The 15,228-nt window shown below is 67.6% G+C and carries 16 protein-coding genes and 3 pseudogenes; 12 read left to right on the top strand and 7 right to left on the bottom strand.

What is annotated here, in order from left to right; genetic code table 11:
* Positions 1–2: 2 nt before the first annotated feature.
* Positions 3–233, top strand: a complete 231-nt coding sequence (locus P3H15_RS22815; RefSeq protein WP_276139312.1) for a hypothetical protein — start codon at positions 3–5, stop codon at positions 231–233.
* Positions 234–790: 557 nt separating this feature from the next.
* Here the strand turns inward: P3H15_RS22815 and P3H15_RS22810 are convergent.
* From P3H15_RS22810 to P3H15_RS22800, 3 genes are all read right to left on the bottom strand, one after another.
* The gene (locus P3H15_RS22810) at positions 791–964 is read right to left on the bottom strand and encodes a hypothetical protein (RefSeq protein ID WP_276139311.1); all 174 of its coding nucleotides are present in this window, start codon (positions 962–964) and stop codon (positions 791–793) included.
* Positions 965–1,299: 335 nt separating this feature from the next.
* Positions 1,300–1,503, bottom strand: coding sequence for a hypothetical protein (locus P3H15_RS22805; protein ID WP_276139310.1), 204 nt, complete (start codon positions 1,501–1,503; stop codon positions 1,300–1,302).
* Complete coding sequence (locus tag P3H15_RS22800) at positions 1,500–1,649, bottom strand: hypothetical protein (RefSeq protein WP_276139309.1); 150 nt, start codon at positions 1,647–1,649, stop codon at positions 1,500–1,502. Before P3H15_RS22800 ends, P3H15_RS22805 begins: the two co-directional genes overlap by 4 nt.
* A gap of 89 nt (positions 1,650–1,738) precedes the next feature.
* On the opposite strand from P3H15_RS22800, the pseudogene P3H15_RS22795 reads away from it, so the two are divergent.
* Positions 1,739–3,007 (top strand): annotated as a pseudogene (locus P3H15_RS22795) (YifB family Mg chelatase-like AAA ATPase); the annotation flags it as partial.
* A pseudogene (dprA, locus tag P3H15_RS22790) lies at positions 3,004–4,157 on the top strand (DNA-processing protein DprA). The pseudogenes P3H15_RS22795 and dprA, both read left to right, overlap by 4 nt.
* Positions 4,158–4,196: 39 nt before the next feature.
* Here the strand turns inward: dprA and P3H15_RS22785 are convergent.
* The gene (locus P3H15_RS22785; protein WP_276139308.1) at positions 4,197–4,805 is read right to left on the bottom strand and encodes an SRPBCC domain-containing protein; all 609 of its coding nucleotides are present in this window, start codon (positions 4,803–4,805) and stop codon (positions 4,197–4,199) included.
* Complete coding sequence (locus P3H15_RS22780) at positions 4,802–5,179, bottom strand: helix-turn-helix transcriptional regulator (protein WP_276139307.1); 378 nt, start codon at positions 5,177–5,179, stop codon at positions 4,802–4,804. Before P3H15_RS22780 ends, P3H15_RS22785 begins: the two co-directional genes overlap by 4 nt.
* Positions 5,180–5,536: 357 nt before the next feature.
* Between P3H15_RS22780 and P3H15_RS22775 the strand changes: the two genes are divergently transcribed.
* Positions 5,537–6,316, top strand: a complete 780-nt coding sequence (locus tag P3H15_RS22775; protein WP_276139306.1) for a siderophore-interacting protein — start codon at positions 5,537–5,539, stop codon at positions 6,314–6,316.
* 21 nt (positions 6,317–6,337) lie between these two features.
* On the opposite strand, the gene P3H15_RS22770 is transcribed toward P3H15_RS22775, so the two are convergent.
* Entirely contained in the window at positions 6,338–7,507 is a 1,170-nt protein-coding gene (locus P3H15_RS22770; protein ID WP_276139362.1) for a multidrug effflux MFS transporter, read from the bottom strand.
* 109 nt (positions 7,508–7,616) lie between these two features.
* On the opposite strand from P3H15_RS22770, the pseudogene P3H15_RS22765 reads away from it, so the two are divergent.
* Together P3H15_RS22765 and P3H15_RS22760 are read left to right on the top strand one after the other, a co-directional pair.
* A pseudogene (locus tag P3H15_RS22765) lies at positions 7,617–8,110 on the top strand (tyrosine-type recombinase/integrase).
* 124 nt (positions 8,111–8,234) lie between these two features.
* A complete protein-coding gene (locus tag P3H15_RS22760; protein WP_276139361.1) occupies positions 8,235–9,260 on the top strand; it encodes a MinD/ParA family protein in 1,026 nt (341 codons plus the stop codon).
* Between the two features lie 83 nt (positions 9,261–9,343).
* Here P3H15_RS22760 and P3H15_RS22755 read toward each other — a convergent pair whose 3' ends face one another.
* The gene (locus P3H15_RS22755; RefSeq protein WP_276139305.1) at positions 9,344–9,886 is read right to left on the bottom strand and encodes a M23 family metallopeptidase; all 543 of its coding nucleotides are present in this window, start codon (positions 9,884–9,886) and stop codon (positions 9,344–9,346) included.
* Positions 9,887–10,202: 316 nt separating this feature from the next.
* Between P3H15_RS22755 and rpsB the strand changes: the two genes are divergently transcribed.
* The 6 genes from rpsB (at position 10,203) to P3H15_RS22725 (ending at position 15,219) form a co-directional block, all read left to right on the top strand.
* The gene (gene rpsB / locus P3H15_RS22750; protein WP_015890299.1) at positions 10,203–11,069 is read left to right on the top strand and encodes a 30S ribosomal protein S2; all 867 of its coding nucleotides are present in this window, start codon (positions 10,203–10,205) and stop codon (positions 11,067–11,069) included.
* A gap of 112 nt (positions 11,070–11,181) precedes the next feature.
* Complete coding sequence (gene tsf / locus P3H15_RS22745; RefSeq protein WP_072937822.1) at positions 11,182–12,006, top strand: translation elongation factor Ts; 825 nt, start codon at positions 11,182–11,184, stop codon at positions 12,004–12,006.
* A gap of 178 nt (positions 12,007–12,184) precedes the next feature.
* On the top strand, positions 12,185–12,913 hold the full coding sequence (gene pyrH / locus P3H15_RS22740) for a UMP kinase (RefSeq protein WP_015890300.1): 729 nt from the start codon (positions 12,185–12,187) through the stop codon (positions 12,911–12,913).
* Between the two features lie 81 nt (positions 12,914–12,994).
* Positions 12,995–13,552, top strand: coding sequence for a ribosome recycling factor (gene frr / locus P3H15_RS22735; protein ID WP_015890301.1), 558 nt, complete (start codon positions 12,995–12,997; stop codon positions 13,550–13,552).
* A gap of 28 nt (positions 13,553–13,580) precedes the next feature.
* Positions 13,581–14,507: a phosphatidate cytidylyltransferase gene (locus tag P3H15_RS22730; protein ID WP_095860764.1), complete on the top strand. Its 927-nt coding sequence runs from the start codon at positions 13,581–13,583 to the stop codon at positions 14,505–14,507.
* 10 nt (positions 14,508–14,517) lie between these two features.
* Positions 14,518–15,219: a class I SAM-dependent methyltransferase gene (locus P3H15_RS22725; protein ID WP_276139304.1), complete on the top strand. Its 702-nt coding sequence runs from the start codon at positions 14,518–14,520 to the stop codon at positions 15,217–15,219.
* Positions 15,220–15,228: the final 9 nt, after the last annotated feature.

Here is a 15,228-nt window from a genome sequence, read left to right as displayed (position 1 = left end):
GCATGACAATCACGCCTGAGGTCTTCATCAACGCGCGCCTCGATGACGAGTTGGTAGCGGCTCGAAGCGATGCGTTTGGTCGACACAGCCAGTTCGGTTCGTACCGCCACATCGCGAACAACGACGAAGGCGGGGCCGATCGCGGTCGCGTGCTGCACCTCATCGCAAAGCATTGGGAGGATCACGCCGACTTTGGACGGATCGACTGGAGCGACAAGGCGAAATCCCGCTAGGCACCGACATTTCCGCCGAAACCCCGAACGAAAAATGTGAGTATCATCACGTGTCGTTGCGGGCTTTTCTGCTTGCTTGCCGTTAGGCTCCACCTACGCTCGCTCCGGTGGAGCCTAACCGTCGAATGCCCCCAATTTCGCCCGATATGTCCGAATTTGGGCTGGGTTCCCCGAATTCCGGCTACAACGCCAAGTGATTTCTGTCGGTTCGGCATGACAAGATCAACATCGAGAAACGGAAAAGCCCCGGAAGGACCGGGGGTCGGTCACCGGGGCCATTCCTATGCATTGGGCGATGCACGGGAAAGGTAACACGCTCAGCCGGGTAAGTGAACCTCCCGCGAGCAGATCGGCCACGTTCTCCTGTCACAGGGAGGGGTGCAACATGGCAACTCGAGTCGTTCGCGTTACGCGCAAGACGGTTTCGGTTCCTGTTCGCGTTACCCGGACCGTGCGTGTTACGCGCACCGTTCGTGTCGTGCGCTCGAAGTAGTGACACGCAAAGCCCCCTCCGTCCGATACTGGGCGGAGGGGGCTTCTCCCTGTCTGCTGCGTCTCTAACCCGGTGCCGATGCCTCCAGCAATGCCGACGCCAGGCTCCGCGCCGCGTCGGGCGTCAGGTCGAACAGCTCGGCTACACCTGCCCCGAACGACACGGTGACCAGCGGCACGTCCTCGATCATGCTGGTAGTGACCTCGATCAGGTTGTGAACGGTGGTGCCGACGAACATGCCATCTCCTGTTGTGTGATGTGAAGGTCTACAGATTTCCAAACGGACGCCTGGCGGCGGCAGAAGCTTGAACCCCACCCCGGAAATTTCCCACGAACCGCATCCCCGCATCGCGTCAGGCCAGCACGAATAGCCCGCCCTCGGGGAGGTGCGAGCTTGTACCGGACCCTCACAAGGCCAGGCCTGACATCGATGTGAGAGCGCCCCGCCGGTTCGGGGATGAACAACACCGGGCTGTCTCGGTTTACGTCTGAGACGACAGGAGCGACGTGCAGGGGTCACGGACCGTGGCCTGCAAAGCGCGGGCCGGTACGAGACCGGCCCGGCTCAACAGGTCACGGTCGGGTGAGCCTTGCCGTGATTGCGTTCATGTCGTGATCAGTGAGGACGGGAACCTGCCGGTACTGGTACGCGTCGAATCCGTCCAGTTCCGCAAAATGCTCAAGTTCGCCGAGAGTCAGACCGGCTGCGTCCATCACCTCGGCTGGAGTGACACCAAGCCGGTTAGCGGCGTCGTTGAGACTGAGGTTGCCGCTCATGAGACGTACCAGCCGAGAGCAACGGCGAGCCGCAGGACACCGAGAGTGGCGGCGTAGAGGCCGATCAGGGCAATGATTCCGACGAAGGCGAGCAGTAGCTCGAGCCTTGTGTCAGTGGGTATGGGTATCCTGCGCTCAGGGGTCATGGCGGTCGCTTCCGTTGTTGGCCTCTAGGCCCTGGTATCGGGAGGGAAGCCCGAACCGGGGCCGTCTTTATAACTGTCTTAGGCTGCACTACGACCTCGCGCTCGTCGCCGCCGTGCTCGATGCGGCCAAGCAGGTGAAGCGGCAGCGGCTGCGCGAGACCGTTCTGCTCGGCGAACTGGCGCTGGACGGGCGGCTCCGGTCGGTGCGCGGGATCCTGCCCGCGGTGCTGGCAGCGAAGAACGCGGGATGGGCGACGGTGGTGGTCCCGGTGCAGTCCCTGCCCGAGGCGGGGCTGGTCGGCGGTGTCGAAGTGCTCGGCGCGCACGATCTGAGGGCGGCGATCGCGTGGCTGCGAGAGGAGCGTGAGCTCGAGTACCCAGAGCCGACGCAGTGGGTCGCGCAACCGGTGCGTGCCGATCTGAGCGAGGTGGTGGGTCAGACGGAGGCGCGCTGGGCCATCGAGGTCGCGGCGGCCGGAGCGCACCACCTCATGCTCACCGGCCCACCCGGCGTCGGGAAGACGATGCTCGCGCAACGTCTTCCGGGAGTTCTGCCGCCGCTCACCGAGAGTGAATCGCTCGAGGTGACGGCAATCCACTCGGTGGCGGGGCTTCTGCCGCCCGAGCGCCCCCTCATCGACATGCCGCCGTTCATCGCACCACACCACACCGCGTCGGTGAGTGCACTCGTCGGCGGCGGCAGCGGTGTCGCGAAACCCGGTGCGGTCAGTCGCGCCCACCGCGGAGTGCTGTTCCTCGACGAGTGCGCCGAGATCGGAACCAAGGTGCTCGAGGCTCTGCGGACCCCACTCGAGGACGGGGAGGTGCGGATCGCGCGACGGGATGGGGTCGCCCGCTACCCGGCGCGTTTCCAGCTGATCCTCGCGGCCAATCCGTGCCCGTGCGCGCCGCCGCGGGAGGCGGACTGCGTGTGCGCGCCGACCGCCCGGCGACGCTATCTCGGAAAGTTGTCGGGGCCTCTGATGGACCGCGTCGACCTGCGGGTGCGAATGCAGGCCGTCGCGACCGGAGCGTTCATCGACGACGTCGGCGAGAGCACCGAGGACGTCCGGCAGCGGGTGGCCGAGGCGCGCGCCGCAGCCGGCGAGCGGTGGAGCGACTACGGGTGGCGCACCAACGCGGAGGTGCCGGGCCCGGCCCTGCGGCAGAAGTTCCGGTTGGCGCGCCCGGCGCTGGCGCCGGTGGAGCGAGCACTGCGCAAGGGGCTGATCACGGCCCGGGGGGCCGATCGTGCACTACGAGTGGCGTGGACGGTGAGCGATCTGGCCGGGCTGGGTATGCCGGGCCCGGAGCAGGTGGTCACCGCGTTGGGATTTCGTGATCGGAGCTTTCAATGACGGTGGAAATTCGAAGTGGCGCAACCGATCCGAGTGGAGTTCACGATCCGCGCCGGTTGGCGTGGGCGTATCTGTCGAAGGTGGTGCAGGGGCCGTGTCCGGCGCTGTCTCGTCTCGTGGAGGAGGTGGGGCCGGAGGAGGCTGCGCGGGCCGTGCGGGAGCGGGATCTGTCGGACATGCTGGGGGAGCGGACGGTGGCCCGTGCCCACGTGGACACGGCGGCGGACGATCTCGAACTGGTGGCGGGAATGGGTGGCCGGATCGTGACGCCGGACGACGACGAGTGGCCTCAGTGGCGGCTCCTCGGTTTCGGGAATCTGTCGCGGTCGCGGGACGACGGTCCGCCGCTCGCGCTGTGGGTGCTCGGTTCGCGCCCGGTGGCCGAACTCACCGATCGGGCGATCTCGATCGTGGGGACACGGGCGGCGAGTGGGTACGGCGAGCACGTGACAGCGGAGATTGCGGGTGATCTCGCCGTCGACGGGTGGACGATTGTGTCGGGCGCAGCGTTCGGGGTCGACGGCGCCGCGCATCGTGCGGCGCTGGGTGTGGGGGGCCTGACGGTGGCGGTGCTGGCGTGTGGTGTGGATCGCGCGTACCCGGCGGGGCATGCGCGCTTGTTGCGGCAGATCGCGCAGAACGGTGCGGTGATCAGCGAGTACGCGCCGGGGACGACTCCGGCGAAACATCGGTTCCTGGCGCGGAACCGGTTGGTGGCGAGCCTGTCCGACGGGGTGGTCGTGGTGGAGGCCGGCTGGCGCAGCGGCGCCCGGAACACCGTGAGCTGGGCGCGCAAACTGGGGCGTCCGTGATGGCGGTGCCCGGTCCGGTGACGTCGGCGTCGTCGACCGGGTGCAATCGGATGATTCGGGAGGGTGAGGCGAGGTTGGTCGCGAACGCCGGTGACGTGGTGGAGGAGGCCGGGCCGATCGGGCTGCGGGACGGCCCCGAGGTGGTCCGCGATCTCGACGCGCTGTCGGGCGACGCCCTGCTGGTGTACGAGGCGTTGCCGGCCGTCGGACCGCGCGGGGTCCGGGAACTGTCCGAACTGTCCGGGGTCGCGGTGGAGCAGGTCCGCGCCGTGCTCCCGCTGCTGGAGATGGAGGGCTTCGTCGGCTCCGACGACACCGGATGGTCGCGGCAGCGGTGAGACGGGGCGGGCCCGGGGGCAGGCGATCTGAATACGTCCTCAGGCGTGGCCGGTGCTCCGCGCGTGCTGTGCCTCGACTTTCGCCCATTCCGTGCCGCGGTAATTGGCGAGGCGCAGTTCCTCGGCTTCGTCGAAGGTGTACCACTCGGTGCTCGGGCGGTCCGGCAGGACGCCGCGCAGGTACTCGCCGAGATAGTGCAGGGGACCTTCCCAGCCCGTTCCGACGCCATAGCAGCCCGTGTCCGGGTCGTTGCGGAAGACGTCGGCGACGGAGGCATGTTCCAACTCCAACCACGTCGCGTCCGGACCGTCTGCGGTCAGCCGGACCTCGACCTGGTCGCTGTAACCACGGTCGCCGGGCGGAGTCCACTGCAGCCGCAGCAGATGCGGGGCGTCGCAGGCCAGGATCTCTCCACTGGCCTGTCCCTGCAGGGCGAAGGAACCGCCCGCGCGCAGATCGCCGCTGAGCGGGAGGAAGAAGCGGTCGACGCGGTCCGGGGTCGTGATGGCATTCCAGACGTCGTCGATCGGCGCGTCGTAGCGTCGCCTGAGCACCGCCGTTCGCGCTGCACCCTCGGCGATGTCCCGGTTGCCCATGCTCCGCTGCACTGTCGTCAGGCTGGTGTCCTGACCGGCGATCTCGTTCACTGTCGGTCTCCTTCTGTCGATGATCCGGGGTGTGCGGCTCGGCTCGGCCGGGGATCGTGACGACTCCCGCGGGCGAGTTCGGTGGCCAGGGCGTCGAGCGGCTGGCTCCAGAACCGGCGGAACCCGTCGAGCCATCGATCCACTTCCTGCAGCGGTGCAGGCTCGACCGCGTAGAGACGTCTGGTGCCTTCGCGCCGGACGGTGGCGAACCCGTTCTCCCGAAGCACCCGCAGGTGTCCGGACACCGTCGGCTGTGAGATCCCGAACTCGGCGGCTGCGACGTCGGTCACCTGACCGGCCGAGAGTTCGCCCTCGGACAGGAGCTCCATGATCCGCCGCCGAACGGGGTCGCCGAGTACGTCGAACGCGTGCACACCCCCTTTGTATCGGCTGTCGCCAATATAGGCAAGGGCCGAAGCGGCGCGGTTCGATTCTTCGTCGCGCTCCGGCCTGCGCACAGGGTGAGTCGAACCGTCCGATCGGCGACGAGGTGGAGTAGAAACGTCTCAGGAACGCACCTCGCACATCGCATGCGATACCCACAGGTGGGTCAGCGTCACGTCAGGAGTGAGATATGGGGTCAGCCGAGGATTTGTGGCGGAACTTCGTCGCGCACGTGTTGAGCTTGTTGTTCGCTTCCGGCTCGTAAACGACTCCGGCCGCGGCCGGCAGCCTCTCCTGTACCGTAGTTAGGTAACACTAACCAACTTGAGTTCATTGGAGAGATGCCTGTGGCAAAGCCGACCGCAACACTGACCGTGCTCCGGACCGAATGGCTGACCCCGCACATGGTGCGGGTAGTCCTCGGGGACCCGGGATTCGACAGCTTCGTTCCCAACGCCTTCACCGACGCGTACGCGAAACTCGAATTCGGAAGCCCCGAAGCGCCGGTCCTGCGCACCTACACGATCCGGTCCGTGGACCCGGCGGCGCGGGAGATCGCGATCGACTTCGTAGTCCACGGCGACGCCGGCGTCGCCGGACCGTGGGCTGCGTCCGCGGCGGCCGGTGACGTCCTGACGCTGCGCGGCCCCGGAGGGGCATTCGCGCCGGACCCGGCGGCCGACTGGTACCTGTTCGCGGGCGACGAGACCGCGATTCCTGCCATCTCGGCGTCCGTCGAGAACCTCGACGCGTCGGCGGTGGGGAGGGTGATCATCGAGGTCGCAGGCCCGGACGACGAGATCGCCTTCGACGCGCCCGCGGGTGTCGACGTCACGTGGATCCACCGCGGCGACACGGCGGACCGGATCGGGGACGAGGCGTCGGGAGACAACGCCCCCCTCGTCGCCGCGGTCCGCGACGCCGAATGGCTGCCCGGAAACGCGCACGTGTTCATTCACGGTGAGGCGCAGGCCGTGATGCACAACCTCCGCTCCTACGTGCGCAACGAGCGGGGCGTCCCCGCTCGTTCCGCGTCGATCTCCGGATACTGGCGCCGCGGTCGCACCGAGGAAGGCTTCCGGGTGTGGAAGTCCGAGCTCGCAGCGAGCGAGGGTGCCTCCCGCTGACACGCTGACACGGCGGACGCGCTACGACGTGCGCGTCCGCCGGGTCAGCACCAGCAGCGACAGCATGGCCACGGCGCCCGCCGACGGGATCGCGACGGCCATCGGCACGGCACTGTCGGGTCCGGCGATCCCGACCAGCGGCGAGACCACCGCGGCGAGCCCGAACTGACCTGCCCCGAGGAGTGCGGACCCGGTGCCGGACGCCTTGGTCACCTCGCCCTGAGCCAGCGCCGTCGCGTTGCCCATCACGAAACCGATGCTCGACACCGAGACGAACAGCGGGATCAGGATCGCCCACCAGGGCGGCGAATCGATCGTTGCCGCGGCGAGCAGCAGCACGGCGCCCGCCACCAGGAGCAGCGTGACCCCGAAGCCGAGCAACTGCCGCGCATGGAACGTGCCGACGAGCCGTGTGTTCACGATCGCTGCGCTCACCATGCCCGCCGCGTTCACCGCGAACACCATCGAGAACTGCCCCGGACTGAGGCCGAGGACGTTCTGCACGACGAACGGGGACGCGGAGATGTACGAGAACAGCGCGACGAATCCGAACATGAACGTGAACGCGTAACCCAGGTACACGCGGTTGCCGACGACGTAGTGCAGGTTCCGCACGAGTGCCGTGAGCCCGCCGCCGTGCCGGTGTTCCTCGGGAAGCGTCTCCGGGACGAGGATCAGCACCCCCGCGAACATCGCTACCCCGGCTGCGGTGAGGACCCAGAAGATCCCTCGCCAGCCGACCGGCCCGAGCAGGGCCCCACCCAGCAGCGGCGCGACCACCGGTGCGACGCCGCCGATGATCATCATGATGCTGAAGAGCCGGGCGGCGCTGTCGCCGCGGGCCCGGTCGGCGATGCAGGCGCGGGCGAGCACGATCGCCGCGCCGCCGCTCAGTCCCTGGAAAAGTCGTGCGGCGATGAGGGTTTCGACGGTCGGGGCGAGAGCGCAGGCCATCGCGGCGAGGGTCGTCACGACGGTGGCGCCGATCAGCAGGCGACGGCGACCGAGGCCGTCCGACAACGGACCGACCACGAGCTGCCCGATCCCGAGCCCGGCCATGAATGTGGTCAACGTCAGCTGCACGCTCGGCGCCGACGTGTTCAGGCTCTCCGTCATCAGGGGGAGCCCGGGGAGATACATGTCGGTGGCGAGTGGAGCGATCGCGGACAGTAACGCCAGAACACACAACATCGGGATGGAGATCGTTCGCTGCACAAAGGAACTCTAGTGGCGCGGCTGCTTGATTCATGTCCCGCCCGAGTCGACTGCTGCCTCTCTCAGCAGCGATCTGCCGGCACCGTTGGAGCTGGTACTCGAGGCGTGCACCCGGTATGTCGGGCTCGAACGCGGCCGATCGCCGCACACCGTGAAGGCGTACGCCGCGGACGCCAAGTCGCTGCTGCTGCACTGGTTGTCGACGGCACCGGACGCACACCTCGGAGAGCTCGACATCCAGGTGCTGTGGTCGTGGCCGGCGCGCCGGTCGACGGCCGGCATCGCCGGGACCTCACTCGCCCGGCGGATGCCGTCGGTGCGCAACTTCACAGTCTGGCTGCTGCGGACCCGGCGCATCGCCACCGATCCCGGCGCGCCCGGCTGGGCGCCGCGAAGGTCCATCGGGCACTGCGGCCGGCTGCGTCACACGGCGGCGACGCACCTCCTCGAGGGCGGCGCCGACCTGCGCCCGGTGCAGAACTGCTCGGGCACGCCGGCCTCGCCGCCACCCAGGTCTACACGCACGTGTCCGTGGCGAGGCTGCGTGCGGTGCACGATCAGGCGCGCCCCCGGGCCTGACCCGGTTTGGTAGCGTCGCCCCACGAATCTGCAGTTGTTTCTGCACTATCCCGGGGGAACAGTGGACCGCGAAGACTTGACTCGATCGCAACCGTCCTGGCTGAACGACGGTGGCGGCACCGCGGTGGGCGATGCCACGGCGGATCCGTGGGGGCAGCCGTCCTGGGACGACCCCGCTCCTGCGCCGAGTCAGCATCAGGTGACCAATCAGGATCTGGTTGCGGATGCGCTCCTCGAGCGAGCGCGCAAGGCGCCGAGCCGGGGATGGCGGCGCGGGCTGCACCGGCTCACCGGGGGAACGGTGAACCTGGGTGAGTCGGCCGGGGAGGCTCGTGACGCCGCACTCCTCGACCGGATCCGGCAGCCGATCCAGGGGGACTATCGAATTGCGTTCCTGTCCTTGAAGGGCGGCGTCGGGAAGACGACGACCACGATCGGGCTCGGATCGACGTTCGCGTCGCTGCGCGGCGACTGCGTGATCGCCGTCGACGCCAACCCCGACTTCGGGACGCTCGCGCAACGGGTGCCGGTGCAGACACATTCGACCGTCCGCGACCTCATCGCGGCCGAGGCGGACATCCGGCGCTATTCGGACGTGCGGGCTCACACGTCGCAGGCGCCGAGCCGCCTCGAGGTGCTCGCGAGCGAGCAGGACCCGGCGATCTCCGAGGCGTTCAGCGAGGACGACTACCGGCGGGCCATCGACATCCTGCAGGTGTACTACAACATCATCCTCACCGACTGCGGCACCGGGATCATGCATTCGGCGATGAACGGCGTTCTGCAACTCGCCAATTCCCTGGTGCTGGTGAGTTCGCCCGCGATCGACGGCGCCCGCAGTGCCGCCGCCACACTGGACTGGCTTCAGCACCACGGTTACGGGCACCTCGTGTCCCGCACCGTCGTCGTGATCAGTGCCGCCCGGCCCGGCTCGAGCATGATCGACATGACGGAACTGACCAACCATTTCCTGCTCCGGTGCCGTGCGGTGAAGGTGGTGCCGTTCGACGAGCATCTCGCCGAGGGCTCCGTCGTGGATCTGGATCTGCTGCGTCCCGAGACGCGCAAGGCGTTCGTGGAACTCGCCGCGATGGTCGCGGACGACTTCCCGGAGTCGGCGGGCAGACACGCCGTCGCTGAGTGGCGTTAGCCGCGACTATCTGCCCTGAGTGGCGCTAGCCGCGACTATCTGCCCTGAGTGGCGCTAGCCGCGACGATTTGCCCTGAGTGGCGCTAGCCGCCGCGATCACGGGGCCCGACGGGGAGGAGCCGTACCGGCGCCGTCCGGACGAGTCCGAGTGGGTCGAGGTATTCGCGGTCGCGGCGCAGACCCCAGTGCAGGCACGCGGCGACGGGGGCGATGCAGCCCGGGTGCCCGGGTTCGAGTGTGCCGAGGACGGTGCCGCGGCCGACGCGCAGCCCGGCGGTGACCCGGGCGGTCACCGGTTCGTACGTGGTGCGCAGACCTCCCGGGTGGTCGACCGAGACGACGGGTTTACCCGCGACCGTGCCTGCGAACACCACCACGCCCGCGCCCGCGGACAGCACCGCCTCGTCGGGCACGCCACCCAGATCCACGCCGCGATGGCCGGGAAGCCAGTCGTGCTCGGGATTGTCGAAGGCCCGCACCACGCGAGGCCGCGGGTGCAGTGGCCAGTCGAAGTCCCCGGTCGGCGCGGCTTCGGCGGGCGGGGAGAGGAGTACCGCGGCGCCCAGGAGGGTCGTCGCCGTGACCGTCGCGGTCAGGACCCGCAGGATCGTCCCGAACTTCGTCATGGCTCGACGATCCCGCACGTCGGGGCGAATATCGGGCGGCGGGCGACATTGTGGATGGATCCTGATTCGTCCACAGATTTCGCAGAACCCTTGCACGCGTGGACCGGGTGTGGCAGGGGCGGTTAGGGCGTGGGACGTGGAGGCCGTACACTGATCGAGCGGTCTGTGTTCGCACAGTCCGACTTCGCGCGTCCGCGCAGTGTACGGATCGTCGGCTGGTCTCGCATTTCGATGTGAGTCCGACGGTTCACGGGCGCCAGGGCGGAACGTCACCGACGTTCGGCATCAACCGGCAATGAAAGAGAGATACACAGCCATGGCTGTCGTAACAATGAAGCAGCTGCTGGACAGCGGCACGCACTTCGGTCACCAGACCCGTCGCTGGAACCCGAAGATGAAGCGATTCATCTTCACCGACCGCAACGGCATCTACATCATCGACTTGCAGCAGACGCTGACGTACATCGACAAGGCGTACGAATTCGTCAAGGAGACCGTTGCCCACGGCGGCACCGTCCTCTTCGTCGGCACCAAGAAGCAGGCCCAGGAGTCCATCGCGGCCGAGGCCACTCGCGTCGGGATGCCCTACGTCAACCAGCGCTGGCTCGGCGGCATGCTCACCAACTTCACCACCGTCCACAAGCGTCTTCTCCGCCTCAAGGAGCTCGAGGCGATGGAGCAGACCGGTGGCTTCGAGGGTCGCACCAAGAAGGAAATCCTCATGCTCACGCGTGAGATGACCAAGCTGGACCGCACCCTCGGCGGTATCCGCGACATGGCCAAGGTCCCCTCCGCGGTGTGGGTCGTCGACACCAACAAGGAGCACCTGGCGGTTGCCGAGGCGCGCAAGCTGAACATCCCGGTCATCGCGATCCTGGACACCAACTGCGACCCCGACCTCGTCGACTACCCGATCCCGGGCAACGACGACGCCATCCGCAGCGCCGCCCTGCTCACCAAGGTCGTCGCTTCCGCGGTGGCCGAGGGCGTGCAGGCCCGTGCCGGACTGAGCTCCGACAAGGACGCGAAGCCCGAGGCCGGCGCCGGTGAACCCCTCGCCGAGTGGGAGCAGGAACTGCTCTCGCAGGCAGCGCCCGCAGCAGAGGCCGCTCCCGCAGCTGAGGCACAGGCGGCTCCGGCTGCCGAGGCCCCCGCAGCAGAGGCTCCCTCCACCGAGGCCTGATCCGATGCACACGGCCCTGACCAAGAGATCTTTGGTCAGGGCCGTTTCACGGTCTGCCCCGAGTACTACCCTGACTTACGTCCCAACAGACATATGAGGAGGCTCGCTCACCATGGCGAACTACACCGCCGCTGACGTCAAGCGGCTCCGCGAGCTCACCGGCTCCGGAATGATGGCCTGCAAGAACGCTCTCGCTGAGGCCGAGGGCGACTTCGACAAGGCTGTCGAGCAGCTGCGCATCAAGGGCGCCAAGGACGTGGGCAAGCGTGCCGAGCGCACCACGGCCGAGGGCCTGGTCGTTTCCAAGGACGGCGTCCTGCTCGAGCTCGACTGCGAGACGGACTTCGTCGCGAAGAACGAGGACTTCCTGAAGCTCGCGGAGTCGATCGTCACGGTCGCCGCCGCTGCGAAGCCGGCCGACGTCGACGCCCTCAAGGCGCTCGAACTCGACGGCAAGACGGTCGACACCGTCATCCAGGAGCAGTCCGCGAAGATCGGCGAGAAGCTCGTCCTGAGCAAGATCGCCTCGTTCGACGGACCGGTCGCGGTCTACCTGCACAAGCGCAGCGCCGACCTGCCGCCCGCCGTCGGCGTCCTCGTCGAGTACACCGGTGAGGGCGACGCTGCTGCGGAGGCCGCTCGCGGCGCCGCGATGCAGGTCGCGGCGCTCAAGGCCAAGTACGTCACGCGCGACGAGGTCCCCGAGGACATCGTCGCCAACGAGCGTCACATCGCCGAGGAGACCGCGCGCGCCGAGGGCAAGCCGGAGCAGGCTCTGCCGAAGATCATCGAAGGCCGCGTCAACGGCTACTTCAAGGACGTCGTGCTGACCGAGCAGTCCTCGGTCCAGGACTCCAAGAAGTCCGTCAAGGCGATCCTCGACGAGGCCGGTGTGACCATCAAGCGCTTCGTCCGCTTCGAGGTCGGTGCTTCGTAACTGCTCGTGTGAGTCGTATGGCCCCGTCGGACGAGTGCGCTCGCCCGGCGGGGCCTACGTATACCGCCACCGTCCTGATGAGGCAGGATGAGGATGGCCGTCTGAATGGGCCGGGTAGCCGCGTGGGTGCGCTCGGCCGCTGTCGAAATCGACGAGTGCTGTGGAACTGAGGAGAGCAATGTCCGAACCAGCCAACGAACGTACGGGATTCCATCGAGTCCTTCTCAAACTCGGCGGAGAAATGTTCGGTGGTGGCAAGGTCGGTCTCGACCCCGACGTGGTGACCAAGGTCGCGGAGCAGATCGCCGAGGTCGTGCGATCCGGGGTGCAGGTGGCGGTGGTCATCGGCGGCGGCAACTTCTTCCGTGGTGCGGAGCTGCAGCAGCGAGGTCTGGACCGCGCGCGTTCCGACTACATGGGCATGCTCGGCACCGTCATGAATTGCCTTGCTCTGCAGGACTTCCTGGAGAAAGAGGGCATCGACAGCCGCGTGCAGACGGCGATCACCATGGGTCAGGTGGCGGAACCGTACATTCCGCTGCGCGCCCAGCGTCACCTCGAGAAGGGACGCGTCGTGATCTTCGGCGCCGGCATGGGCATGCCGTACTTCTCGACCGACACGACCGCGGCGCAGCGGGCCCTCGAGATCGGCGCCGAGGTGGTGCTGATGGCCAAGGCCGTCGACGGTGTGTTCACCGCGGACCCGAACCTCGACCCGAACGCCACGATGTACACGCAGATCACGCACCGTGAGGTCATCGAACAGGAGCTGAAGGTGGCCGACGCGACGGCCTTCAGCCTGTGTATGGACAACCAGATGCCGATCATGGTGTTCAATCTGCTGACCGAGGGGAATATCGCTCGGGCGGTGTCCGGTGAGAAGATCGGAACGCTCGTCAAGTCATGACGCGCGTGCCACGCTCGACACAGGGTTTTCCCGAAACAGAGGCAGTGACGAATCGATGCAGAACGACATGGAGGAACAGCCGTGATTGATGAAGCTCTCTTCGAAGCCGAGGAGAAGATGGAGAAGGCTGTCACGGTGGCCAAGGACGATCTCGGATCGATCCGAACGGGCCGCGCGAATCCTGGCATGTTCAACCGCATCGGGATCGACTACTACGGCGCGTTCACCCCGATCACGCAGCTCGCCAGCATCAACGTGCCGGAAGCGCGACTCGTCGTCGTCAAGCCGTACGAGGCCTCGCAGCTGAATGCCATCGAGACGGCGATCCGGAACTCCGACCTGGGCGTGAACCCGTCCAACGACGGAAACCTGATCCGCATCTCCGTTCCCCAGCTCACCGAGGAACGACGCCGCGAACTGGTGAAGCAGGCCAAGTCGAAGGGCGAGGACGCGAAGGTGTCCGTGCGCAACGTGCGCCGCAAGGCGATGGACGAGCTGTCCCGGATCCAGAAGGACGGCGAGGCCGGCGAGGACGAGGTGGGGCGGGCCGAGAAGGAACTCGACAAGACGACCGCCCGGTACGTCGCGCAGGTGGACGAACTGGTGAAGCACAAGGAAGCCGAGTTACTGGAAGTTTAGTCACGAGACGAGGAGTGGATCGGGGACAGTGACCGTGCCAGCAGAACACGGGACCCCAGGGGGACCCATCTCCGAGGGCGACCCCTCGGGACCGGTCTCCGAGGGGAAGCCCGCGCCGGAACCGGCCACGGCCGCGAAGTCCAAGGCCGGGCGTAACCTCCCCGCGGCGATCGGCGTCGGCGTCGGGCTCGGCGTCGCGCTCATCCTGATCCTCGTCTACGTGCCCCTCGTGTGGATCGGGGTGGTCGCGGTCGCGATGGCCGTCGCCACGTGGGAGGTCACGAAGCGGCTCCGCGAGGCCGGCATCAGCGCCCCCCGGATCCCGCTGATCGCCGGGGGGCAGGCGATCCTGTGGCTCGGGTGGCCGTTCGGCCCGGTCGGAGTGCTCAGTGCCTTCGCGGGCACGGTGCTGGTCTGCATGGTCTGGCGCCTGTTCGACCACGGGTTGAAGGCGACGCCGCAGAACTTCCTCCGGGACACCGCGATCACCGTGTTCGTGGCGTCCTGGATTCCGTTGCTGGCGTCGTTCGCCGTGCTGATGGTGCTGCAGGACGACGGCGCCGGGCGGGTGTTGTGCCTGATGATCGGCGTGGTCTGCTCCGACGTCGGTGGTTATGCGGCGGGTGTGCTGTTCGGCAAGCATCCGATGGTGCCGGCGATCAGCCCCAAGAAGTCGTGGGAAGGGTTCTTCGGCTCGCTGCTGTTCTGCGTGATCGGAAGCCTGCTGACGGTCACGCTGATCCTCGACGAGAACTCGATGATCGGTGTGCTCCTCGGTGTCGTGCTGGTGGTCACCGCCACGCTCGGCGATCTCATCGAATCCCAGGTCAAGCGCGAGCTGCAGATCAAGGACATGGGCACTCTGCTTCCCGGGCACGGTGGGATCATGGACCGTCTCGATTCCCTGCTGCCGTCGGCGTTCGTGACGTGGCTGGTGCTCACGGTCCTCGTGTGACCGCGCTGTCGTGACCATTCCCAGCCCGAACATCTGGCACTGGCCGGAGTGGTACGAGGTGGAGAACCGTGCCCAGGACGTGGACGGTGCGATCTTCCGGCACCTGCGCGGGGCCGTGGGCTGGACGGGCGGCGTCGTCGCGGACGTGGGCTGCGGCTCCGGTTTCCATCTCCCGGTCTTCGCGGAGTCCGCGGCCACGGTCTACGGCATCGAACCCCATCCGCCGCTGCTGGAACGGGCCCGCGCCCGCGTGGGGCACCTGCCGAACGTCCGCGTGCTCGACGGCTCCGCGGAGGGCATACCCCTGGGCGGTGCGTCCGTCGACGTCGTGCACGCGCGGACCGCGTACTTCTTCGGACCGGGCTGCGGCCGTGGAATTCGCGAGGCGATGCGGGTGCTGCGCCCGGGCGGCGCACTGGTCGTGGTCGATCTCGACGCGACGGCCCACCCCTACGGACAATGGATGCGAGCCGACCTGCCGCACTACCACCCGGCGGCCGTGGAGGACTTCTTCGCGGCGCAGGGGTTCGACCTGGCCCGAGTGGAGACACGATGGCGCTTCCCGAACCGGGAAGCGCTGCGCGCAGTCCTCGGCATCGAGTTCACGAAGAAGACGGCGTCCACGGCATTCGCGCAGACCCCCGGCGTGGCTCTCGACGTGCGCTACCGCGTGCACGTCCGCCGAAAGCCCGCCGGGCTGGAACTGCTCTGACCGGTGTCG

It is taken from the genome of Rhodococcus sp. T2V, from assembly GCF_029269925.1.
GTDB classification, from domain to species: Bacteria; Actinomycetota; Actinomycetes; order Mycobacteriales; family Mycobacteriaceae; genus Rhodococcus_F; species Rhodococcus_F koreensis.
Note: the sequence above shows the minus strand (reverse complement) of the source record. Positions and strands in the feature narration are given on the sequence as shown.

Coding starts and splice junctions, on each gene's coding strand:
- tsf (WP_072937822.1), top strand. CDS start 11,182: ATGGCGAACTACACCGCCGCTGACGTCAAGCGGCTCCGCGAGCTCACC.
- P3H15_RS22815 (WP_276139312.1), top strand. CDS start 3: ATGACAATCACGCCTGAGGTCTTCATCAACGCGCGCCTCGATGACGAG.
- P3H15_RS22800 (WP_276139309.1), bottom strand. CDS start 1,649: ATGACCCCTGAGCGCAGGATACCCATACCCACTGACACAAGGCTCGAG.
- P3H15_RS22755 (WP_276139305.1), bottom strand. CDS start 9,886: ATGACGAAGTTCGGGACGATCCTGCGGGTCCTGACCGCGACGGTCACG.
- P3H15_RS22805 (WP_276139310.1), bottom strand. CDS start 1,503: ATGAGCGGCAACCTCAGTCTCAACGACGCCGCTAACCGGCTTGGTGTC.
- pyrH (WP_015890300.1), top strand. CDS start 12,185: ATGTCCGAACCAGCCAACGAACGTACGGGATTCCATCGAGTCCTTCTC.
- P3H15_RS22810 (WP_276139311.1), bottom strand. CDS start 964: ATGTTCGTCGGCACCACCGTTCACAACCTGATCGAGGTCACTACCAGC.
- P3H15_RS22770 (WP_276139362.1), bottom strand. CDS start 7,507: ATGTTGTGTGTTCTGGCGTTACTGTCCGCGATCGCTCCACTCGCCACC.
- rpsB (WP_015890299.1), top strand. CDS start 10,203: ATGGCTGTCGTAACAATGAAGCAGCTGCTGGACAGCGGCACGCACTTC.